Origin of the sequence: Microbacterium oleivorans (assembly GCF_001691565.1) — a bacterium.
GTDB classification, from domain to species: Bacteria; Actinomycetota; Actinomycetes; order Actinomycetales; family Microbacteriaceae; genus Microbacterium; species Microbacterium oleivorans_B.
This window is the reverse complement of sequence record NZ_MAYO01000003.1, coordinates 2,007,355-2,025,102: the sequence shown is the minus strand read 5'-3', so window position 1 is coordinate 2,025,102 and position 17,748 is coordinate 2,007,355. Positions and strand designations below refer to the sequence as shown.

Below are 17,748 nucleotides of genomic sequence, written 5' to 3'. Positions count from 1 at the left end.
TCACCTCACTCGCGCGCCTTGGCCATCAGGTCGGCGCGGGGATTCTCCTTGGGTTCCAGCTCGTGGAAGCGCTCCAGCGCTTCCCGCGCGGGTCCGTCAAGATGCGTCGGGACGGCGACCTGGACCTCGGCGAGCAGATCGCCGGTGCCCTTCGCCGTCTGCACCCCGCGGCCCTTCACGCGCAGCACGCGTCCCGACGGCGTCCCCGGCGCGACGCGCAGCTTGACGCTGTCGCCGCCGAGGGTCGGGACCTCGATGGTCGCACCCAGCGCCGCCTCGGTGAACGTGACGGGAACATGGATGCGGAGGTTCAGCCCTTCGCGCGTGAAGACGGGATGCGGGCGCACGCCGACCGTGAGGACGATGTCACCCGCCTCCCCTCCGTCCGGCGACGGACGGCCGCGGCCGCGCAGCTTGATCTTCTGCCCGTCCGCAACGCCCGCGGGGATCTTGACCTTGATCGGCTTGCCGTCCTCGCCCTGAAGCGTGATGGTGTCGCCTTTCGCGGCCGTCGTGAAGTCGAGCGTCGTGCGAGCGGTGACGTCGGCGCCGCGCTGCGGACCGCCGAAGCCGCGGAAGCCGCCGCTCGACTGTCCGAAGCGACCGGAGCCGAAGCGTCCGCCGCTCTGCTGCCCGAACATCGCGAACAGGTCGTCGAAGTCGGCCTGCTGACCGCCCGCGCCACCCGGCTGGAACCGGCTGAACACGTCCTCGAACCCGCCGCTCGCCCCGGGCTGGAAGCGTGCACTCCCCGACCCCATGGCGCGCAGCTGGTCGTACTCGGCGCGCTGCTCCTTGTCGCTGAGCACCGAGTACGCCTCGCTGACCTCTTTGAACTTCGCCTCGGCCGCGGCGTCTCCCGCGTTCGAGTCGGGGTGGTAGGTGCGCGCCAGCTTGCGGTACGTCTTCTTCAGGTCGGCGTCCGAGACGTCCTTGGACACCCCGAGCACCTTGTAGAAGTCCTTGTCGAACCAATCCTGACTGGCCATCAGCGCGCCCCCTTACTCGGCCGGAACGGCGACCACGACCTTCGCCGGACGCAGCTCGAGGTCCCCGAGGCGGTACCCGACCTCGACGACCTCGAGGATCGTCGGCTCGGTCGTGCCGGGGGTGGGCGCCTGGAAGATCGCCTCGTGCTGCTGCGGGTCGAACGCGTCGCCCGCAGCGCCGTAGCGCTCCACTCCCAGGCGGGCGACGACCGCCCGCATCTTCTCGGCGATCGCCGCCAGCGCGCTGCCCTCGGCGAGATCGCCGTGCTTCTCGGCACGGTCGAGGTCGTCGAGCACGGGGAGCATCCCCTTGGCGACGGCGCCCTTGGCGCGCGCGAGCTCCACCTCGCGCTGTTCCTCGGTCCGGCGGCGGTAGTTGGCGTACTCCGCCTGCACGCGCTTCAGGTCGAGGAGCAGGTCGTGCTCCTCCTCCGGCGCGTCCGCGACGGCGGCCTCGTCGGACTGGGCCGCGCCGAGGATGTCGTCGACCGTGAGCGCTTCCGGCTCCGTGTCGGCATCCCCGGCGGGCCCCGCCGACTCCTCGGCCGGGGTCGCGGCGACGTCGTCGCCCTCGTCCGGCTTCTCGAAGTCCTTGTCCGCCATGCTTACTTCTTCTCGTCCTCGTCGTCGACGACCTCGGCGTCCACGACGTCCTCATCGGAGGATGCCGCCTGCTCTCCGGCCGGAGCATCGGCCCCCGCCTGTGCGGCATCGGCCTGGCTCGCGGCGTAGATCGCCTCGCCGATCTTGGTCTGCGACGCGTTGAGCTTGTCGTAGGCGTCCTTGACCGTGTCGTCGTTGTCGCCCGCGAGCGCCGTCTTGAGCGCATCGACGTCGGCCTGGACCTCGGTCTTCACGTCCTCGGGCAGCTTGTCGGCGTTCTCGCTGAGGAGCTTCTCGATCGAGTACGAGAGCGTCTCGGCCTGGTTGCGGACCTCGGCGGCCTCACGGCGCTTCTTGTCCTCGGCCGCGTGCTCCTCGGCCTCGCGCACCATGCGCTCGATGTCGTCCTTCGGCAGCGACGAGCCGCCGGTGATCGTCATCGACTGCTCCTTGCCGGTGCCCTTGTCCTTCGCCGACACGTGGACGATGCCGTTCGCGTCGATGTCGAAGGTGACCTCGATCTGCGGGATGCCGCGGGGAGCCGGCGCGATGCCGGTGAGCTCGAACGTGCCGAGCGGCTTGTTGTCCCGGGTGAAGTCGCGCTCGCCCTGGAAGACCTGGATGGCGACCGACGGCTGGTTGTCGTCGGCGGTCGTGAAGGTCTCGCTGCGCTTGGTCGGGATGGCCGTGTTGCGCTCGATGAGCTTGGTCATGATGCCGCCCTTGGTCTCGATGCCGAGGCTCAGCGGGGTGACGTCGATGAGCAGCACGTCCTTGCGCTCACCCTTGAGGACACCGGCCTGCAGGGCGGCGCCGACGGCGACGACCTCGTCCGGGTTGACGCCCTTGTTGGGCTCCTTGCCGGCTTCCTTCTTGACGAGCTCGCTCACGGCGGGCATACGCGTCGATCCACCGACGAGCACGACGTGGTCGATGTCGGCGACCTTGATGCCGGCTTCGCGGATGACGTCCTCGAACGGCTTCTTGGTGCGGTCGAGCAGGTCCTTGGTGAGGTCCTCGAACTTCGCGCGGCTGAGCGTCTCGGACAGCGAGACGGGGCCGGACTCGGTCAGCGAGAGGTAGGGCAGGTTGATCGAGGCCGACTGCGAGCTCGACAGCTCCTTCTTGGCCTGCTCTGCTGCTTCCTTCAGGCGCTGCAGGGCGATCTTGTCGCTGGAGACGTCGACGCCGCTCGTGTCCTTGAACTGCTTGATGAGGTACTCGACGATGCGCTGGTCCCAGTCGTCGCCGCCGAGGCGGTTGTCACCGGCGGTCGAGCGCACCTGGATGGTCGAGAAGTCGTCGTCCTTGCCCACCTCGAGGAGGGAGACGTCGAAGGTTCCACCACCGAGGTCGAAGACGAGGATGAGCTCGTCCTCCTTGCCCTTGTCGAGGCCGTAGGCGAGGGCGGCCGCGGTGGGCTCGTTGATGATGCGGAGCACGTTGAGGCCCGCGATCTCACCGGCCTCCTTCGTGGCCTGGCGCTCGGCGTCGTTGAAGTAGGCGGGGACCGTGATGACGGCATCCGTCACCGTGTCGCCCAGGTACTGCTCGGCGTCGCGCTTGAGCTTCTGGAGGATGCGGGCCGAGATCTCCTGCGGCGTGTAGTTCTTGCCGTCGATCGCCTGGGTCTTCCAGTCGGTGCCCATGTGGCGCTTGACCGAGGTCAGGGTGCGGTCGACGTTCGTGACGGCCTGGCGCTTGGCGGTCTCGCCGACGAGCACCTCGCCGTCCTTCGTGAACGCGACGACCGACGGGGTCGTGCGAAGACCCTCGGCGTTGGCGATGACCTTCGGCTCGCCACCTTCGAGGACGGCGACGACCGAGTTGGTCGTTCCGAGGTCGATTCCCACTGCACGTGCCATGTGATTCTCCTTCGTGTGGCGTTGCGTAGATCTGAAGTCTTTCCGCGGTCCTGGCCACAACCTGAGCCGCGATGACTCAACGCTACTCCGACTCTCCTCGAGGGTCAAACCAACTTGAGCCCACTCATATCAAGTTTGCAGACTCAGAGTCCTGGACGCCGACGGCTACCGTGGACGGATGCCGATCCGCCTGACGCCACTCGATCCCACCGGCACCGACCGCGAGGCGCTGATCTCGTTCATGACATCGCAGTCGTTCCCCTTCCACGTCCGGACGTCTCCGACGGCGGCGCAGATCGCACAGGCGATCGACGACGGCGCGTACGCCGACGAGGACCACGCCTCGTTCTGGGTCGACTCCGACGAGGACGGCCGCATCGGCTTCTTCCGCCTGGAGGATCTGAGCGACGACGCGCCGCTGTTCGACCTGCGCCTGGATGCGGCGCACCGCGGCCGCGGGCTCGCGGCGGACGTCCTGCGGGTGGCGACCGACCACGTGTTCACGATGATGCCCGAGGTCAACAGGTTCGAAGGGCAGACGCGGGAGGACAACGTCGCGATGCGGCGGGTGTTCGTCCGCTGCGGCTGGGTGCAGGAGGCCTACTACCGCGAGGGGTGGCCGACCGATGACGGGCGACTGCTGGCATCCGTCGCATACAGCATCCTTCGTCGCGACTGGCGCGACGGTACCGTCACACCCGTGGTCTGGGACGTCCCGACCAGCGCCTGAGCGGGGAGCGGGTCAGCGCGCGCCGAAGAGCTTCGCGAGCCGGCCGAGCAGTCCGCCACCGGCGGGCTTGGGCTTCGCGACGAAGACCGAACGCCCTTCGGCCGCGCTCACGCGCAGCAGCCCCATCAGGCTGAAGGTCGTGAGCAGTCGACGCGCCTCGCGGGCATCCAGGTCGGCGACCCGCGAGAACTCGTCCTCGGTGAGCGCCGCCTGACCGAGCAGCGAGATCGCCCGCAGGTGATGCGGCTGGTGCGGCAAGGTGGTCAGATTCGGCCACCGGTGCAGGCGGTAGCGGTCGCCCGCCCGCATCCACGGTGCAGCGGATGCCTCGAACGACGCGTGCGCGACGGCCCACAGCAGCGGGTCGAGGTCGCGCCCGGGTTCGGCGGCCAGGTGCGCCTCGCGGTCGAGGTCGAGGATGGTCATGGAGGTGACCCGGCCCGGCACGTCGGCGAGCGGGTGATCCCACCAGTACGCGTGCTGCGCCACGTCGAGCACGAGGGGCGGCAGATCGCCCGCGTGCACCTCGATGAGGTCGCCCTCGCCGCCCTCGATCGCGGTCCGAAGCCGCAGCGCGAGGCGCGACCAGTCGATGTCGTCGGCGACACCTTCGGGCATCGCGCCGAGGCCCGCGGCCGCCTCTTCGAGGGTCGTCGCGCGCCGGACGGGCGTGTCGGGGAGGGATGCCGGCCACGGCCCGCGGGTCGGCCCGCCGATCGTGGGAGCCGGCGTCTCCGCGGCGAAGGCCGGAGCGGCGAAGGGAGCGGCGGCGGGCTGTTCCGCGACGGGGGCTGCGGTCGGTGCCGAGACGTGCACCTCGCGCTGCACACCCGCACGGGCGGCGGGGTCGACGGCCGTGGGAGTGCCGGCATCCGTGTCGGAGGTGTAGCCGGTCCAGCCGGAGCCGTCCCACCAGCGGTAGGCGGCGATCCCCAGCGGGTCTGGGCGCCATTCGGCCGCGGTCTGCGCGTCAGTGGTCATCTCGTCTCCTCGTGTGGACCGGTGCGACGGTTCGGGCGATGCGGCGGCGGACCCGGTGCAGGATCCGCCGCCGCGGTCGATCACAGCTCGAGCTGCTTCTCGACCTCGCGCGTCGACAGGCGGGCGAGGGCGAGGTTGCCGCGGGCCTTGTCGAGGGCGATGTAGATGAAGACCTCGGGGGCCGCGGCCAGCGGACGGATGATGTGGTACTGCGACGACAGCGTGATGAGGATGTCGTCGATCGTCTCGTTCAGGCCGAGGGCGGAGATCGTCTTGAGCTTCGCGCGGACGACCTCGGTGTTGCCGGCGGCGGCGAGCTCGAGGTCGAGGCCGGTGCCGAGGGTGCCGAGGGCCATGCCCGAGCCGGAGTCGACGAGCGCGACGCCGATGGCGCCGTCGATCGTCATGAGCTTCGCGAGGGAGTCGTGGATGTTTGCCATGTCGTGTCCTTTGTCAGATGGCGTTCGGGTGGTCTGTCGGCGTTCCCGCCGGGTCGCGCCCGCTGTGCGGCGCGGGGTGAGTCGCAGGGAGGGCATCACCCGGTGGGGGGCAGGCTGCGACCGAGATCGGATGCCGCGCGCCGGGCGAGGGCGAGGGCGTGGCCGAGCGTCTCGCCCGAACCGAAGAGCGCGGCGAGCACGAGCGTGCTGCCCTCGACGCGCACCTGCACGATGTGGCCGGCGTCGCTGAAGACGAGCACCGACGAGGCACCGCCGAGGCGGAGCTCCCGCACGGCGGCTTCGCCGAGGGCCTGCAGCGAGCTCGCGATGCTGGCGAAGCGGCCGCCGTTCTGTGCGACGGCGCCGTGCTGAGAGGCCACCTCGAAGCCGTCGTCGGTGAGGACGCTCGCATAGGTGAGGGAGGTGCTGTGGGCGGCGAAGGCTCCGAGGACGTCGGTCGCGAGCGCGATGACGTCGGCGTCCCGGTGCAGGGCGGTGCTCATGGTGGTGTCGTCCTCGCGTCTCAGGCGGCGGTCTCGGCGGCGCCGCTCGTGGCGGACGCGATGATCTCGGCTGCTTCGACGCTCGCGACGAGGGTCAGCAGCAGGGTGCGCATGTGGTCGGTGCTGCGCGGGTCGGCCGTGAAGACCGGGATGGTGCGGTCGGGATGCCACTGCGACAGCGCGTCGGCGTAGGCGCCGAGGTCGGGCGTGGGCGCGACGTCGCTGCGGGTGACCCCGATGACGACGGCGCCGCCGGCGACGAGTGCCTCGAATTCGCCGAGGTACTCGATGGCCTTGGCGATGGGGTCGGGCAGGTCGTTGTTGACGAGCAGCAGCAGGCCCTTGGCCCGCTCGGCGAGGACGGTCCACATGAAGTCGAACCGCTTCTGACCGGGTGCGCCGTACAGGCGCACCTTCTCGTCGGGTCCGAGCGTGAGCTCGCCGTAGTCCAGCGCGACCGTCGTGGTGTCCTTATCGGCCTGCGCACGATCGGTGTTGGCGGCTTCGGTGGAGACGACCTCGATCTCGCTCAGGCTGCGGATGGCCGTCGTCTTGCCGGCGCCCATCGGCCCGGCGAACAGGATGACGTGTTCCGCCACGCTCGCTCCCCCTCGGTCGGTGCGGCCGGACAGGGGTCATCGGATCACGCGATGGATGCGTGAGCGATCGGATGCGAGCCCCAGCTCGCGGATCCCCGTCGGCGATCCGGGGTCCCTCCCCCGCACCGAGACCCGAGCTTAGGGGGACGGATCGACCCGCCGAGGGCCGTTCCACGCTCCACGCCGGGGACTGAGGAAAGGCTGAGCAACGACTGAGCGCCCGGCCCCCTTTTCGGCCCTTCGCCTGGGCATAGTGGGATGCGCGGGGGCCCTGCCCTGGGGAGCCCGTGACCGCACTGGGGTGGTCGACTGGGGAGTCTCCGGGTACACGCCGCTTCGGCGTGCCCTGCTGTCCGCGTCGCCTCGTGTCCCAACACATCGGACCAGCAAGGAGATCTGCACATGCGTGCATCGCTGAAGAACTACATGGCCGCCTGCAACCGTCGCAAGGAGGAGACCGGCGAGTCCGGCTTCTCGCTCATCGAGCTCATCGTCGTCGTCGTGATCCTCGGCATCCTCGCCGCGATCGCCGTGCCCGTGTTCACGGGTCTGCAGGCGCAGTCCGAGGACAGCGCCCGTGCCACGGTCGCCGCCAACGCTGCGACCCAGGCCGCAGCCGCGCTGGCTGCCGACCCCACCGCCAAGCTTGATGACAGCAGCTTCGCGAACCTCGCGAACAACAAGTACACCTTCAAGATCACGGACCCGACTGACATCGGGAAGTTCTGCGTCCAGGCACTCGAAGGCGCGAAGTGGGCAAAGTCTGGCCCCGGCTGCACGGGCGACCTCGCCAGCTAAGCATCCGCACCACCTCGCCGGGTCGGCGGAGCGCGCAGCTCGCCGACCCGGCATCCCCGTTCCAGCCCCGCGACCGAAGGACGACCCGATGTCCCGCGCGCACGAGCCGAATGGCGACGACGACGGCGTGAGCCTCGTCGAGGTCGTCATCGCGATGTTCCTCTTCGCGCTGCTCGCGGTCGCCATCCTCCCCCTCGCCATCCAGGCGCAGGCCCTGAGCTCGACGAACCGCGACGCCGCGAGCGCGAGCGCGTTCGCCTCGGGCCTGCTCGCCGAGGTGCGCGCCGAGTTCCGCGACACCGAACTGCAGACCTGCGCCGAGGTCAAGAACTTCCTCTCAACGCGCGGCAGCGCCGGCGTCATCACCGACCCGGCCGGCTCGGGTCAGACCGCTCGCCTCACCGCGGACAGCACGTGCCCCGCCGCGAGCGTCAGCGTCGCGACCATCCGCGCGAAGGTCTACTCGTCCGCGGCAGCGACCGGCACCCCGACGGCCACCCTCTCGACGCAGATCGTGGTGACCGGCCCATGATCCCCTCTCGTCCCCACGACCAGCCCACCGACGACCAGCCCGGCGACGACGCCGGGCTCACGCTCGTCGAGCTGCTCGTCTACATGTTCGTCGGGGCGCTGTTCCTCGGCATCCTCGGCGCCGTCTTCGTCGGCGCGCTCCGCGCGGACTCCGTCACCCGCGAACGCGACCTGGCGACCGGCCAGCTGCAGGCGGTCTCGACCTCGCTGTCGACGACCGTCCGCTCCGCCTCCGCCGTCCGCGTCGAGACGAGCGGCGGCACGACCGTCGTCCGCGCCGCCCTGCCCGGCGACCGGTGCTCGGCGTGGGCGTTCACGACGCCCGCGGGAGCGGCCACCGGCATCCGCGAGGTCCGCGTGCACACCTACGCCGCCTTCACGACCGGCAGCGCACCCGCACCGGGCTCGTCGTGGGGCGTGCTCGCATCGCGCGTCCGCCAGGTCGTGACCTCGACGGGGACCGCGCGGCCGTTCGCCGCGCTCGCCTCGGCGGACGCACCGCTCACCTGGAACATCGCCGTGCCGCGGCTCGACGCCGCCGCAACATCCGCGCCCGCCGCGTCGATCTCGGGATCCGCCGTGCCGCTGGGCAAGACCGCTGGGGGATCGGGGAAGAAATGCTGGTGAACGCACGCAGGGGCCGCTCGGGGGATGAGGGCTCGACGCTCGTGTCGGTGCTGGTGATCGTGATGGTGCTGGGGCTCCTCGCGGTGACCCTCGCCGGCGCCGTCGTCGCGACCGCGCAGACCACGGCGGGAGTCCGAGGCAGCCTCGACTCGCAGGCCGCGTCGGATGCCGGCCTCGCCGCAGCCGTCGCCTCGTCGACCGCGACCGGGGCCGACCCGTGCACCGTGAAGCCGGCATCCACCTCGGCGCCGACCTACGCCGTCACCGCGTCGTGCGCGGGCGACGTCGTCACGTTCGTCTCGACGGGGACCGGCTCCGACGGCAGCAAGACCGTGACGAGCGCGAGCTACGAGCTGAAGAAGACGACGACCGCCGCGCCCGGACTCGGCGCCGACATGGTCTTCTTCGGCGACGCGACCTTCACGAGCGAGGTGCGCTCGCACGAGCTCGACGACCGCCTCCTGACGATCATGATGCCCCGCGGCACCTTCGTCTGCCAGAACCACGTGCCGGCCAACATCCTCGCGGGCGGCGACGTGAAGACCAACGGGCAGTGCACGGTCGACGGCACCGTCGCCACCGGCGGGTCCATCTCCATGTCGAACGCGAGCGACACCATCAAGGGGAACCTCTACGCGTCCAGCACCGGGACGGCGGGCATCTCGGGCATGATCGGCGGCGACATCCACGTCGGCGGTCCGATCGACTTCGCGTGGAGCGGCTTCACCTATCCCGGCAACGTGTTCGCCGGCGGGAACGTCGACATGACGAACGTGTCGATCGCGGGCAAGCTCACCCTCCCTCGCGCCTCGACCGTCAAGCTCGACGGCCACCTGCAGGTGAAGCACCCGACGAGCGCGCATGCGCGGATCGCGAAGGGCGCCGCCGGCGGCCTGCAGTGGCCGACCTCCACCGTCCCGCCCACCGCGCCGACCTTCCAGAGCTGGTTCGACTACAAATACGCCGCCTCCGACTGGCCGGGCTTCACCGTGAAGACCCTCGCGACCTCGGGCGACGGCGCGTGGACCTGCAACCGGTTCAAGAACAACAACCCGTCGACCGGCAACGCCGCGGGCTGGCGCGAACTGTCGGCGCTCACGACCCCGACCGTCGTCGACGCGCGGCCGTGCGGAACGCTCAGCTCCAACAACGGCTCGAAGCCCGTCGTGACGCTGCAGACCGACGTCGCCTTCCTCGCCAACAACTACGACATCACGGCGCTCACGATGAAGGCCGCCGCCGGGAAGACCCCCAAGGTCTGGTGGATCGTCGAGGACCGCATCGCCGACGGCACGCCGAGCTGCGTGAGCCCCGCGGGCACCGTCAACATCAACACGACGGTCATGGGCGAAGGCATCTCGGCGATGATCTACACGCCGTGCCGCATCAGCATCACCGGTGGCGGCGAGTGGCACGGCACCTTCTACGGCGGTGGACTGAACCACGGTGGCCTGATGGACTTCTACGGGCGCCCGCTGCTGCTCCCCGGTCAGGGCGGCGGATCGTCGGGTCCCGGCTCGACGCCCGGCGGCGGCACGACGACGGTCAGCCTCGGCGGACTCCTCTCGCGGACGGACGGCAAAGGATGACCGCCCTCCTCGGCCCCGCGACGATCGTCACGCTCGTCGGCGTGATCGCCGGCGGGTTCGGCCTGATCATCGGGTCGTACCTCAACGTCGTCGCCTACCGGGTACCCGCCGGCATCTCGCTGCTGCGCGAGAGCCGCTGCCCGTCATGCGACCAGCCGGTCCGCTGGTACGAGAACGTGCCCGTGCTGTCGTGGTTGCTCCTGCGCGGCCGCTGCGGATCGTGCCGCTCCGCGATCGGCGCACGCTACCCGCTCGTCGAGCTCGGGACCGGCGCCGCCTTCGCGGCCGTGGCGCTCATCTGGCTGTTCGCGACCGGACGGCCGGGCTCCGGCATCCCGCTCCCCACCGCACCGGCACTCGACTCGGTGGGCGCCGCGTTCGCGGCCATCACCGCCGCCGACGGTCTCGCCGGGCCGACCGTCGCGCAGGCGCTCGTCCTCGCGGCGTTCCTCTGGTTCGCGGCGGCCGGCATCGTCCTGACGCTCATCGACCTCGACACCCGTCGCCTGCCGCACGCGATCACGACCCCCGGCATCCTCGTCACCATCGCGCTGCTCGTCGGGGCCGTCCTGGTCGGCGCGGACGCGTGGGCACTCGTGCGCGCGGGCATCGGGTTCGTCGCGCTGTACCTCTTCTACGGCGTCCTGCGGCTCGTCCGGCCCGACGGCATGGGCGGCGGTGACGTGCGCCTGGCCGCCTACTCCGGGCTCCTGCTCGGCTGGCTCGGCTGGGGCCCGCTCGTCGTCGGGGCGTTCGCGGCCTTCGTGCTCGGCGGTGTCTACGGTGTCGCGCTGCTGTTCTCGCGGCGGGCGGGACGCCGCACCGCCATCCCGTTCGGCCCGTGGATCATCCTCGGAGCGTGGCTCGGCATCGTCGCCGGCGACGTGATCGCCGACGGCTACCTCACACTTCTCGACGGTCGGCTGATGTCATGACCCGTCGCCCAGGCAAGGAGGTCCTCTGATGGCCAAGACACGTGTGGCGCTCGAGATCACCGAAGACAGCGTTCGCGCCGTCGAGGTGACCGACGGGCGCGCTCCCACCCTGCTCGCCGCCGGCGAGGTGATGCTGCCGCCGGGCGCGGCGAAGGACTCCGAGATCGTCGACCGCGACGTCGTCGTGGGGGCGCTCCGCCGGTTGTGGGCGGATGCCGGGATCAAGGGCCGCAACGTGGTCCTCGGCGTCGGCGGGCGCCGAGTGCTCGTCCGCGAGCACAGCTCGACGCTGCGCGAAACCGCTCTCGTGCGCCAGTCGCTGCCCTTCGACGTGCAGGACCGGCTGCCGGTCCCCGTCGACCAGGCGGTGCTCGACTTCATCCCGACGCACGTCGACGACGAGGGCATGCACGGTCTCATGGTCGCCGCCGTGTCGGAGCAGATGGAGGACCTCGTCTCGGTCCTCGCCGAGGCGGGGCTCGTCGCCGACTCGATCGATCTGCTCGCCTTCGGCTACTGCCGCGCCCTCGCGGGGCTCGCCCCGAAGGGCGTGACCGGCATGCTCATCGGCATCGGCGAGCACACGACCCAGGTGGTCATCGCGACCGACGGCGTGCCGCAGTTCGCCCGCGCCATCCCCATCGACGTGCCGCGCGGCGAGGCGGGCATCGCCGCGGTAGAGGCCGCCCCGACGCCGCTCGAGACCCTCACCGGGTTCCGCGCGGGCGGGGCGGAGGACTCCGCCGACGGCACGCCCCGCTCGCGCGGCGACCTGCGCCGTGCCCGCACGGCCGTCGCGACGCCGCCCGAGGGCATCCCCGAGGCACCGGCCGCGGACGCCATGTCGGCCGACCTGCAGGACGTCCTGATCGACCTCGTCACGCGCCTGCGCGGAACGGTCTCGTTCTACCGGGATCGAACGGATGCCGCGCCGGTCGCCGCGACCTTCGTGACCGGCCTGCACACCGACCACCCGCGCCTCCAGGCCGCCCTCGCGCAGGTCGCCGGCACCGAGATCCGCCGGGTCACGGGCGCCGACCTGGTCCGCATCAAGAACGGGCTGCACCCTGCCGTCGACGAGCGCATCGCGCCCACCGTCGCCCTGCTCCTGGGAGGAACCAAATGAGCACGCTCGTGCGCACCCCCGCCTTCAAGCCGGGGACGCTCCCCCGCGCCAACCTCCTGCCCCTGTCAGAGACGCGTCGGCGTGAAGTCCGGCGTATCGGGCGGTCATGGGTCACCATCGGGCTCGGCTCGCTCGTGGTCGCCCTCCTGCTCATCGGCGGCGCGTTCGCGATGAATGTGCAGGCGGCCCTCCGGCTCGCCGCCGCGAACGCCGACACCGACCGCGTCATCGCCGAAATCGCGGAACTCGCTCCGGTGAGTCAGGCTGTCGCGCAGCGGACGGAGCTGTCGGGCCTCGTCACACAGGCCATGGCCGGCGACATCGCCTGGCGGAACGCCGTGGGCACGATCGCGAAGGCGCTGCCCCCCGGTGTCACCGTGACCGGCTACGCACTGGCGGCGGGCCAGGTACCGGGTTCCAGCGCACCGGAGGAGACGGTCGGCGCGGCGGGGACCGTCACCGTCGTCAGCGACGAGCCCATCAGCCTCGTCGCCGCGACCCGGGCGCTCCGCAGCGTCGACGCGATCCTCGAGGTGAGCGTGCAGACGCTCGCCGAGGAGGAGGGCGTGTACACCTACACCGTCGAGGTGCAGCTCGACCAGACCATCTACTCGGGGGCATTCGCTCCGGAGCAGACGACCGAGACGGAGTGACGATGACGAAGCAGCTGGTCAACCTCATCGGGGCCGTCGTGTCCCTCGGCATCCTTCTCGCCGGTGCCCTCCTGTTCGCCCTGCCGCAGTTCACGGGCGCGCAGCGCATCGCCGCCGACGCCGCATCCGTCGAGCAGTCCAACGCGACCCAGCAGGCCGTGCTCGACGGCCTCGCCGCGCAGGCCGCCGACATGACCGCGCTCGACGCGGAGGTCGCGGAGCTGCGCCGGATCGTGCCGGCATCCGTCCGCGCCGACGACATCGTGCAGCTCGCCGCCGACGCGGCCTCGGCGCACGGCGGGAAGGTCGTCACCGTCACCGTCGGGGAGACCACGCCCTTCGCGGCGCGCACCGCCGAAGCCGCCGCGGGTGCCGCGGACGGCACCGCCCCCACCGCGACGGAGACGACGGCGGAGTCGGGGACCGATTCGGGGGATGCCGCGGCTCCCGCCGACCCCGCTGCCGCTCCGGCCGGCGACGGGCCGCAGCAGGTGAGCATCACCCTCAGTATCGCGGCACCCGACAGCACCGCAGCGACCGCGGTGATCGACGAACTGCGCAAGGGACCGCGCGCGGTCGCTCTCACGAACGCGGGCATCACGACCGACGACGACGGCACCGTCACCGCCGAGGTGACGCTGCTGGCGTTCTACGTCACCGGCTGACGCCTCGCGGCACGAGCGGAAAGCCCCGGACCTCGAGGGTCCGGGGCTTTCGCGTGCGTCTCAGCTGCCGAGCTGCTCGTACATCGTGAACATCGGCATGTAGAGCGCGACCACCATGCCGCCGATGAGCACACCCAGCAGGGTGATCATGATCGGCTCGATCATGCTGGTCAGCTGCTCGGAGGCCGCCTTGACCTCGGTCTCGTAGAAGTCCGCGATCGACTCGAGCATGTCCGGCAACGTGCCCGACTCCTCGCCGACCGACACCATCTGCGACACCATGGCCGGGAACACATCGGCCTTGGCCAGCGGCGTCGAGAACGAGCGTCCGTGGCGCACCGACTCGCGCACCTCGCCGAGGGCGTCCTCGATCGCCTTGTTGTTGGATGCCTTGCCCACGAGTTCGAGCGCCTGGAGGAGGGGCACGCCCGCCTTGAGCATCATCGAGAGGTTGCGGGCGAAGCGGGCGACGGCGATCTTCGTGATGAACGCGCCGAAGATCGGCATCTTGAGGCGGAACGGGTCGACCGCACCGCGGAAGCGGTCGGTGTCCTTCACGCGCTGATACCAGACGATCCCGCCCACGACGGCGACGACGAGCAGCGGACCGATCCAGATCATGTTCCGCGACAGCGTCACGAGGATCTGCGTCGGGATGGGCAGCTCGCCGCCCATGCTGGCGAACATCTTCTCGAAGATCGGCACGACGAAGGTGATCATCGCGAGCACACCGAGGATCGCGATGACGAGCACGACGACGGGGTAGGTCATCGCGGACTTGATCTTCTGCTGCAGGTCGACGTCGGAGCGGTACGACTTCGCGACGGCGACGAGGGACTCGCCGAGGAAGCCGCCGGTCTCGCCGACGTTCACGAGGCTCACCATGAGCGGCGGGAACACCTTGGGCTGCGCGGCCATGGCGGCCGAGAACGACTTGCCGGCCGCGATGTCGGTCTGCACGGCGACGAGCGCGGACGCGAGCTTCTTGCTCTCGGTCTGCTCGGAGATGACGGCGAGCGCGCGCATGAGCGGGAGACCGGCGTTGATCAGGCCGGACAGCTGCTTCGCGAAGATCGCGAGGTCCTCGACCTTGACGCCCTTCTCGAATCCGGGGATCGAGATCTCCTGGTGCAGGCCGGTCGTCGACATCGGCGCGACCTGCAACGGCGCGAGCCCCTGCGCGCGCAGCTTCGAGACGACGGCGCTCTCGCTGGCCGCCTCGACGGTGCCTTTGACCACGGGTCCGCCGGTCGTGCCGACGGCTCGGTAGGTGTACTCCTGAAGGGGCATGTCAGCGCGTCCACACATCCATCGGGTCGGCCCACGCGTCGGCGTGCACGCCGGCCGGCTGCACACGCACGCCGTCGAGGGCCTTCGGATCGGTCAGGTAGTGCTTGGCCAGGGCGAGGTTCAGCTCGCCGCGTTCGACCAGCAGCCGCAGCGACTGGTCGAGCGTGTGCATCCCGTGGCCGGCGCCGGCCTGCATCGCGTTGTAGAGCTGCGCGATCTGGTTCTCACGGATGAGGTTCGCCACGGCGGGCGTCGAGACGAGCACCTCGGTCGCGATCACCCGGCCGCCCCCGTGGGCCCGGGGCAGCAGGGTCTGGCTGATGACGCCCTGCAGCGCATCGCCGAGCTGGGTGCGCACCTGGTTCTGCTGGTGGGCGGGGAAGGCGTCGACGATGCGGTTGATGCTCTTGGCCGCGCCCTGGGTGTGCAGCGTCGAGAGCACGAGGTGTCCGGTCTCGGCGGCGGTGAGCGCGGTCGAGATCGATTCGGGGTCGCGGAGCTCGCCGATGAGGATGACGTCGGGGTCCTGGCGCAGCACTCGTCGCAGCGCCTCGGCGAACGAGCTGGTGTCGGCGCCGACCTCGCGCTGATGGATGAGCGACTGCCGCGACGTGTGGACGAATTCGATCGGATCCTCGACCGTGACGACGTGGTCCTGTTTCGTCCGGTTGATGAGGTCGATCATCGCGGTGAGGGTCGTCGACTTGCCCGAACCGGTCGGTCCCGTGACGAGCACCAGTCCCCGCGGACGCAGAGCGAGTTCGCCGGCGACCTCGGGGGCACCGAGCTCGGCGAGGGTGAAGGCGCGGCTGGCGATGAGGCGGAACGCCGCCGCGACCTGGCCGAGCTGGCGGAACACGTTGACGCGGAACCGGCCGACGCCCGTCACGGTGTAGGACAGGTCGACGTCGCCCGTCGCGTGGAACGACTCGCGGTGCGACGGGGTCATGATCGACACCAGCGCATCGAGCAGCGTCGGTCCGGGGATCGGGGCCTCGAAGCCGGTGACCGGGATGAGGTGACCGTCGTGACGGTGGAGGGTCACGGCATCCGCCGAGAAGTGGATGTCGGAGGACCCCATTCCCGCAGCGGTGCCGAGGATGCCGTCGAGCAGGGCGGTCGCACCGGTGTCGGCCGCGACGGCTCGAGTTCGCAGTTCAGACCGTGACACGGAGAACCTCCTCGATCGTCGTCGCCCCCAGGACGACCTTCGACCAGCCGTCCTCGCGGAGGCTCGTCATGCCGTCGCGGAGAGCCGCCGCGCGGACGTCGCTGCCGGTGGCGTGCGAGACGACGAGCTGTTCGATCTCATCGGACATCGCCATCACCTCGTGCAGTCCGACACGGCCGCGGTACCCCGTGCCGGAGCATTCGGGGCATCCGCCCTTGCGGAACAGCTCGGGCGGATCGCTGGGGTCGAACGGGAAGCCGAGCCGCTCGAGGACGGCGGGGTCCTCGCGGTACGGCTGACGGCACGCGGTGCACAGCCGCCGCGCGAGACGCTGGGCGACGACGGCCGAGAGGGCGGTCGCGACGAGGAAGGGCTCCGCGCCGATCTCGGTCAGACGCGCGACGGCGCCGGGGGCGTCGTTGGTGTGCAGGGTCGAGAGCACCAGGTGGCCGGTGAGGGCGGCTTCGATCGAGATGATCGCCGTCTCGGTGTCGCGGATCTCACCGACGAGGACGATGTCCGGGTCGGAGCGGAGGATGCTGCGCAGCGCGGACTGGAAGGTGAGGCCCGCCTTGGCGTTGACCTGCACCTGGTTGATACCGGGGATGCGGTACTCGACCGGGTCCTCGACGGTGATGACGTTGACGGCGGGGTTCGCGACTTCGCGGAGCGCCGTGTAGAGCGTGGTCGACTTGCCCGAACCGGTCGGTCCGGTCACGAGCACCAAGCCGTGCGGACGGGTGATGGCCGTGCGGAACCGACCGAGGTTCCCGCGGCCCATCTGCAGGTCGCGCAGCGACAGGCTCACGCCGGTGTTGTCGAGGATGCGCATGACGATCTTCTCGCCCCACACGGTGGGCAGGGTCGCCACACGCAGGTCGATCTTGCGACCGACGTGGGTGACCGAGAGCCGGCCGTCCTGGGGCTTGCGGCGCTCGGCGATGTCGATCGACGCCATGATCTTCAGCCGCGAGACGACGCCGTCCTGGATCGCACGGTCGGCGCGCTGCATCTCGTGCAGCACGCCGTCGATGCGGTAGCGGACGGCGAGGTGGGTCTCGCCGGGCTCGACGTGGATGTCGCTCGCACGGTCGTCGATCGCCTGCGTGATGAGGAGGTTGACGAACCGGACGATGGGCGCGTCGCTGTCCGATTGATCGAGCTCCTCGACCGAGACCTCCGCCGCGGCGGATTCCTCGAGCGCGGCCGACAGGTCGGAGATCTCGTCGTCCGAGCGGACGTAGCGCTGGAACGCACTCTCGAGCGCGTCGAGGGCGACGACGACGGGGGTGATGTGCAGGTCGGTGATCGTCGCGACGTCGTCGAGCGCGATGATGTCGGACGGGTCGGCCATCGCGAGCACGAGCCGGTCGCCGGTGCGCTCGACCGGGAGCACGCGATGCTGGCGGCACATGCCGCCGGGCACGAGCGCGACGACCGCGGCGTCGAGCTGACGTCCCGAGAGATCCATGTAGCGGTGCCCGGTGTGGAGGGCGACCGCCTCGGCGAGCTGGTTCGGCGAGACGATTCCCCGCGCGAGGAGCTGCTGCATCAGCTCATCCGTCTCGCCGTACTCGTCGACGAGAGTCGCGACCTCGCCTGCGAGCACAGCCCCGGTCAACACCAGCGTCTGTGCGATCCCCCGCATCCTGC

The 17,748-nt window shown here is 70.5% G+C and carries 19 protein-coding genes; 9 read left to right on the top strand and 10 right to left on the bottom strand.

Going from position 1 to position 17,748, the window contains the following annotated elements:
• Nucleotides 1-5 precede the first annotated feature (5 nt).
• From BBA86_RS12460 to dnaK, 3 genes are read right to left on the bottom strand one after another with little or no spacing between them, the layout of a single operon-like run.
• Complete coding sequence (locus tag BBA86_RS12460) at nucleotides 6-989, bottom strand: DnaJ C-terminal domain-containing protein (protein ID WP_065571848.1); 984 nt, start codon at nucleotides 987-989, stop codon at nucleotides 6-8.
• Nucleotides 990-1,001: 12 nt separating this feature from the next.
• Nucleotides 1,002-1,592 (bottom strand): nucleotide exchange factor GrpE, encoded by a 591-nt coding sequence (locus BBA86_RS12455; protein WP_065571847.1) that lies wholly within the window; start codon nucleotides 1,590-1,592, stop codon nucleotides 1,002-1,004.
• Between the two features lie 2 nt (nucleotides 1,593-1,594).
• Nucleotides 1,595-3,457, bottom strand: a complete 1,863-nt coding sequence (gene dnaK, locus BBA86_RS12450) for a molecular chaperone DnaK (protein WP_065571846.1) — start codon at nucleotides 3,455-3,457, stop codon at nucleotides 1,595-1,597.
• 178 nt (nucleotides 3,458-3,635) lie between these two features.
• On the opposite strand from dnaK, the gene BBA86_RS12445 reads away from it, so the two are divergent.
• Nucleotides 3,636-4,187, top strand: a complete 552-nt coding sequence (locus BBA86_RS12445) for a GNAT family N-acetyltransferase (RefSeq protein ID WP_065571845.1) — start codon at nucleotides 3,636-3,638, stop codon at nucleotides 4,185-4,187.
• A gap of 12 nt (nucleotides 4,188-4,199) precedes the next feature.
• On the opposite strand, the gene BBA86_RS12440 is transcribed toward BBA86_RS12445, so the two are convergent.
• The 4 genes from BBA86_RS12440 to BBA86_RS12425 form a co-directional block, all read right to left on the bottom strand.
• Nucleotides 4,200-5,168: a DUF2510 domain-containing protein gene (locus tag BBA86_RS12440; RefSeq protein ID WP_141677874.1), complete on the bottom strand. Its 969-nt coding sequence runs from the start codon at nucleotides 5,166-5,168 to the stop codon at nucleotides 4,200-4,202.
• Nucleotides 5,169-5,248: 80 nt separating this feature from the next.
• Nucleotides 5,249-5,608, bottom strand: coding sequence for a hypothetical protein (locus tag BBA86_RS12435; RefSeq protein ID WP_065571843.1), 360 nt, complete (start codon nucleotides 5,606-5,608; stop codon nucleotides 5,249-5,251).
• 95 nt (nucleotides 5,609-5,703) lie between these two features.
• Nucleotides 5,704-6,111, bottom strand: coding sequence for a roadblock/LC7 domain-containing protein (locus BBA86_RS12430; RefSeq protein WP_065571842.1), 408 nt, complete (start codon nucleotides 6,109-6,111; stop codon nucleotides 5,704-5,706).
• A gap of 20 nt (nucleotides 6,112-6,131) precedes the next feature.
• On the bottom strand, nucleotides 6,132-6,710 hold the full coding sequence (locus tag BBA86_RS12425) for a GTP-binding protein (RefSeq protein WP_141677873.1): 579 nt from the start codon (nucleotides 6,708-6,710) through the stop codon (nucleotides 6,132-6,134).
• 402 nt (nucleotides 6,711-7,112) lie between these two features.
• Between BBA86_RS12425 and BBA86_RS12420 the strand changes: the two genes are divergently transcribed.
• From BBA86_RS12420 to BBA86_RS12385, 8 genes are all read left to right on the top strand, one after another.
• A complete protein-coding gene (locus BBA86_RS12420) occupies nucleotides 7,113-7,508 on the top strand; it encodes a type IV pilin protein (RefSeq protein WP_065571841.1) in 396 nt (131 codons plus the stop codon).
• A gap of 88 nt (nucleotides 7,509-7,596) precedes the next feature.
• Entirely contained in the window at nucleotides 7,597-8,040 is a 444-nt protein-coding gene (locus BBA86_RS12415) for a prepilin-type N-terminal cleavage/methylation domain-containing protein (protein ID WP_065571840.1), read from the top strand.
• Entirely contained in the window at nucleotides 8,037-8,666 is a 630-nt protein-coding gene (locus BBA86_RS12410; protein ID WP_065571839.1) for a type II secretion system protein J, read from the top strand. The genes BBA86_RS12415 and BBA86_RS12410 overlap by 4 nt, the downstream gene beginning before the upstream one ends.
• Nucleotides 8,663-10,255 (top strand): hypothetical protein, encoded by a 1,593-nt coding sequence (locus BBA86_RS12405; RefSeq protein ID WP_141677871.1) that lies wholly within the window; start codon nucleotides 8,663-8,665, stop codon nucleotides 10,253-10,255. Before BBA86_RS12410 ends, BBA86_RS12405 begins: the two co-directional genes overlap by 4 nt.
• The gene (locus BBA86_RS12400; RefSeq protein WP_065571837.1) at nucleotides 10,252-11,190 is read left to right on the top strand and encodes a prepilin peptidase; all 939 of its coding nucleotides are present in this window, start codon (nucleotides 10,252-10,254) and stop codon (nucleotides 11,188-11,190) included. Before BBA86_RS12405 ends, BBA86_RS12400 begins: the two co-directional genes overlap by 4 nt.
• A gap of 28 nt (nucleotides 11,191-11,218) precedes the next feature.
• Nucleotides 11,219-12,316, top strand: coding sequence for a type IV pilus biogenesis protein PilM (gene pilM, locus BBA86_RS12395; protein WP_083199584.1), 1,098 nt, complete (start codon nucleotides 11,219-11,221; stop codon nucleotides 12,314-12,316).
• A complete protein-coding gene (locus tag BBA86_RS12390) occupies nucleotides 12,313-12,969 on the top strand; it encodes a hypothetical protein (protein WP_065571835.1) in 657 nt (218 codons plus the stop codon). Before pilM ends, BBA86_RS12390 begins: the two co-directional genes overlap by 4 nt.
• 2 nt (nucleotides 12,970-12,971) lie before the next feature.
• Nucleotides 12,972-13,634: a hypothetical protein gene (locus tag BBA86_RS12385; protein WP_065571834.1), complete on the top strand. Its 663-nt coding sequence runs from the start codon at nucleotides 12,972-12,974 to the stop codon at nucleotides 13,632-13,634.
• 60 nt (nucleotides 13,635-13,694) lie between these two features.
• On the opposite strand, the gene BBA86_RS12380 is transcribed toward BBA86_RS12385, so the two are convergent.
• From BBA86_RS12380 to BBA86_RS12370, 3 genes are read right to left on the bottom strand one after another with little or no spacing between them, the layout of a single operon-like run.
• The gene (locus BBA86_RS12380; protein WP_065571833.1) at nucleotides 13,695-14,924 is read right to left on the bottom strand and encodes a type II secretion system F family protein; all 1,230 of its coding nucleotides are present in this window, start codon (nucleotides 14,922-14,924) and stop codon (nucleotides 13,695-13,697) included.
• 1 nt (nucleotide 14,925) lies between these two features.
• Entirely contained in the window at nucleotides 14,926-16,095 is a 1,170-nt protein-coding gene (locus tag BBA86_RS12375) for a type IV pilus twitching motility protein PilT (RefSeq protein WP_065571832.1), read from the bottom strand.
• The gene (locus BBA86_RS12370) at nucleotides 16,082-17,743 is read right to left on the bottom strand and encodes a GspE/PulE family protein (RefSeq protein ID WP_065571831.1); all 1,662 of its coding nucleotides are present in this window, start codon (nucleotides 17,741-17,743) and stop codon (nucleotides 16,082-16,084) included. Before BBA86_RS12370 ends, BBA86_RS12375 begins: the two co-directional genes overlap by 14 nt.
• Nucleotides 17,744-17,748: the final 5 nt, after the last annotated feature.

Excerpts from the sequence above, each read along its gene's own strand:
- dnaK (WP_065571846.1), bottom strand. The coding sequence starts at position 3,457 with ATGGCACGTGCAGTGGGAATCGACCTCGGAACGACCAACTCGGTCGTC.
- BBA86_RS12440 (WP_141677874.1), bottom strand. The coding sequence starts at position 5,168 with ATGACCACTGACGCGCAGACCGCGGCCGAATGGCGCCCAGACCCGCTG.
- BBA86_RS12445 (WP_065571845.1), top strand. The coding sequence starts at position 3,636 with ATGCCGATCCGCCTGACGCCACTCGATCCCACCGGCACCGACCGCGAG.
- BBA86_RS12435 (WP_065571843.1), bottom strand. The coding sequence starts at position 5,608 with ATGGCAAACATCCACGACTCCCTCGCGAAGCTCATGACGATCGACGGC.
- BBA86_RS12415 (WP_065571840.1), top strand. The coding sequence starts at position 7,597 with ATGTCCCGCGCGCACGAGCCGAATGGCGACGACGACGGCGTGAGCCTC.
- BBA86_RS12385 (WP_065571834.1), top strand. The coding sequence starts at position 12,972 with ATGACGAAGCAGCTGGTCAACCTCATCGGGGCCGTCGTGTCCCTCGGC.
- BBA86_RS12380 (WP_065571833.1), bottom strand. The coding sequence starts at position 14,924 with ATGCCCCTTCAGGAGTACACCTACCGAGCCGTCGGCACGACCGGCGGA.
- BBA86_RS12400 (WP_065571837.1), top strand. The coding sequence starts at position 10,252 with ATGACCGCCCTCCTCGGCCCCGCGACGATCGTCACGCTCGTCGGCGTG.
- BBA86_RS12420 (WP_065571841.1), top strand. The coding sequence starts at position 7,113 with ATGCGTGCATCGCTGAAGAACTACATGGCCGCCTGCAACCGTCGCAAG.
- BBA86_RS12460 (WP_065571848.1), bottom strand. The coding sequence starts at position 989 with ATGGCCAGTCAGGATTGGTTCGACAAGGACTTCTACAAGGTGCTCGGG.
- BBA86_RS12410 (WP_065571839.1), top strand. The coding sequence starts at position 8,037 with ATGATCCCCTCTCGTCCCCACGACCAGCCCACCGACGACCAGCCCGGC.
- BBA86_RS12370 (WP_065571831.1), bottom strand. The coding sequence starts at position 17,743 with ATGCGGGGGATCGCACAGACGCTGGTGTTGACCGGGGCTGTGCTCGCA.
- BBA86_RS12455 (WP_065571847.1), bottom strand. The coding sequence starts at position 1,592 with ATGGCGGACAAGGACTTCGAGAAGCCGGACGAGGGCGACGACGTCGCC.
- pilM (WP_083199584.1), top strand. The coding sequence starts at position 11,219 with ATGGCCAAGACACGTGTGGCGCTCGAGATCACCGAAGACAGCGTTCGC.
- BBA86_RS12390 (WP_065571835.1), top strand. The coding sequence starts at position 12,313 with ATGAGCACGCTCGTGCGCACCCCCGCCTTCAAGCCGGGGACGCTCCCC.
- BBA86_RS12430 (WP_065571842.1), bottom strand. The coding sequence starts at position 6,111 with ATGAGCACCGCCCTGCACCGGGACGCCGACGTCATCGCGCTCGCGACC.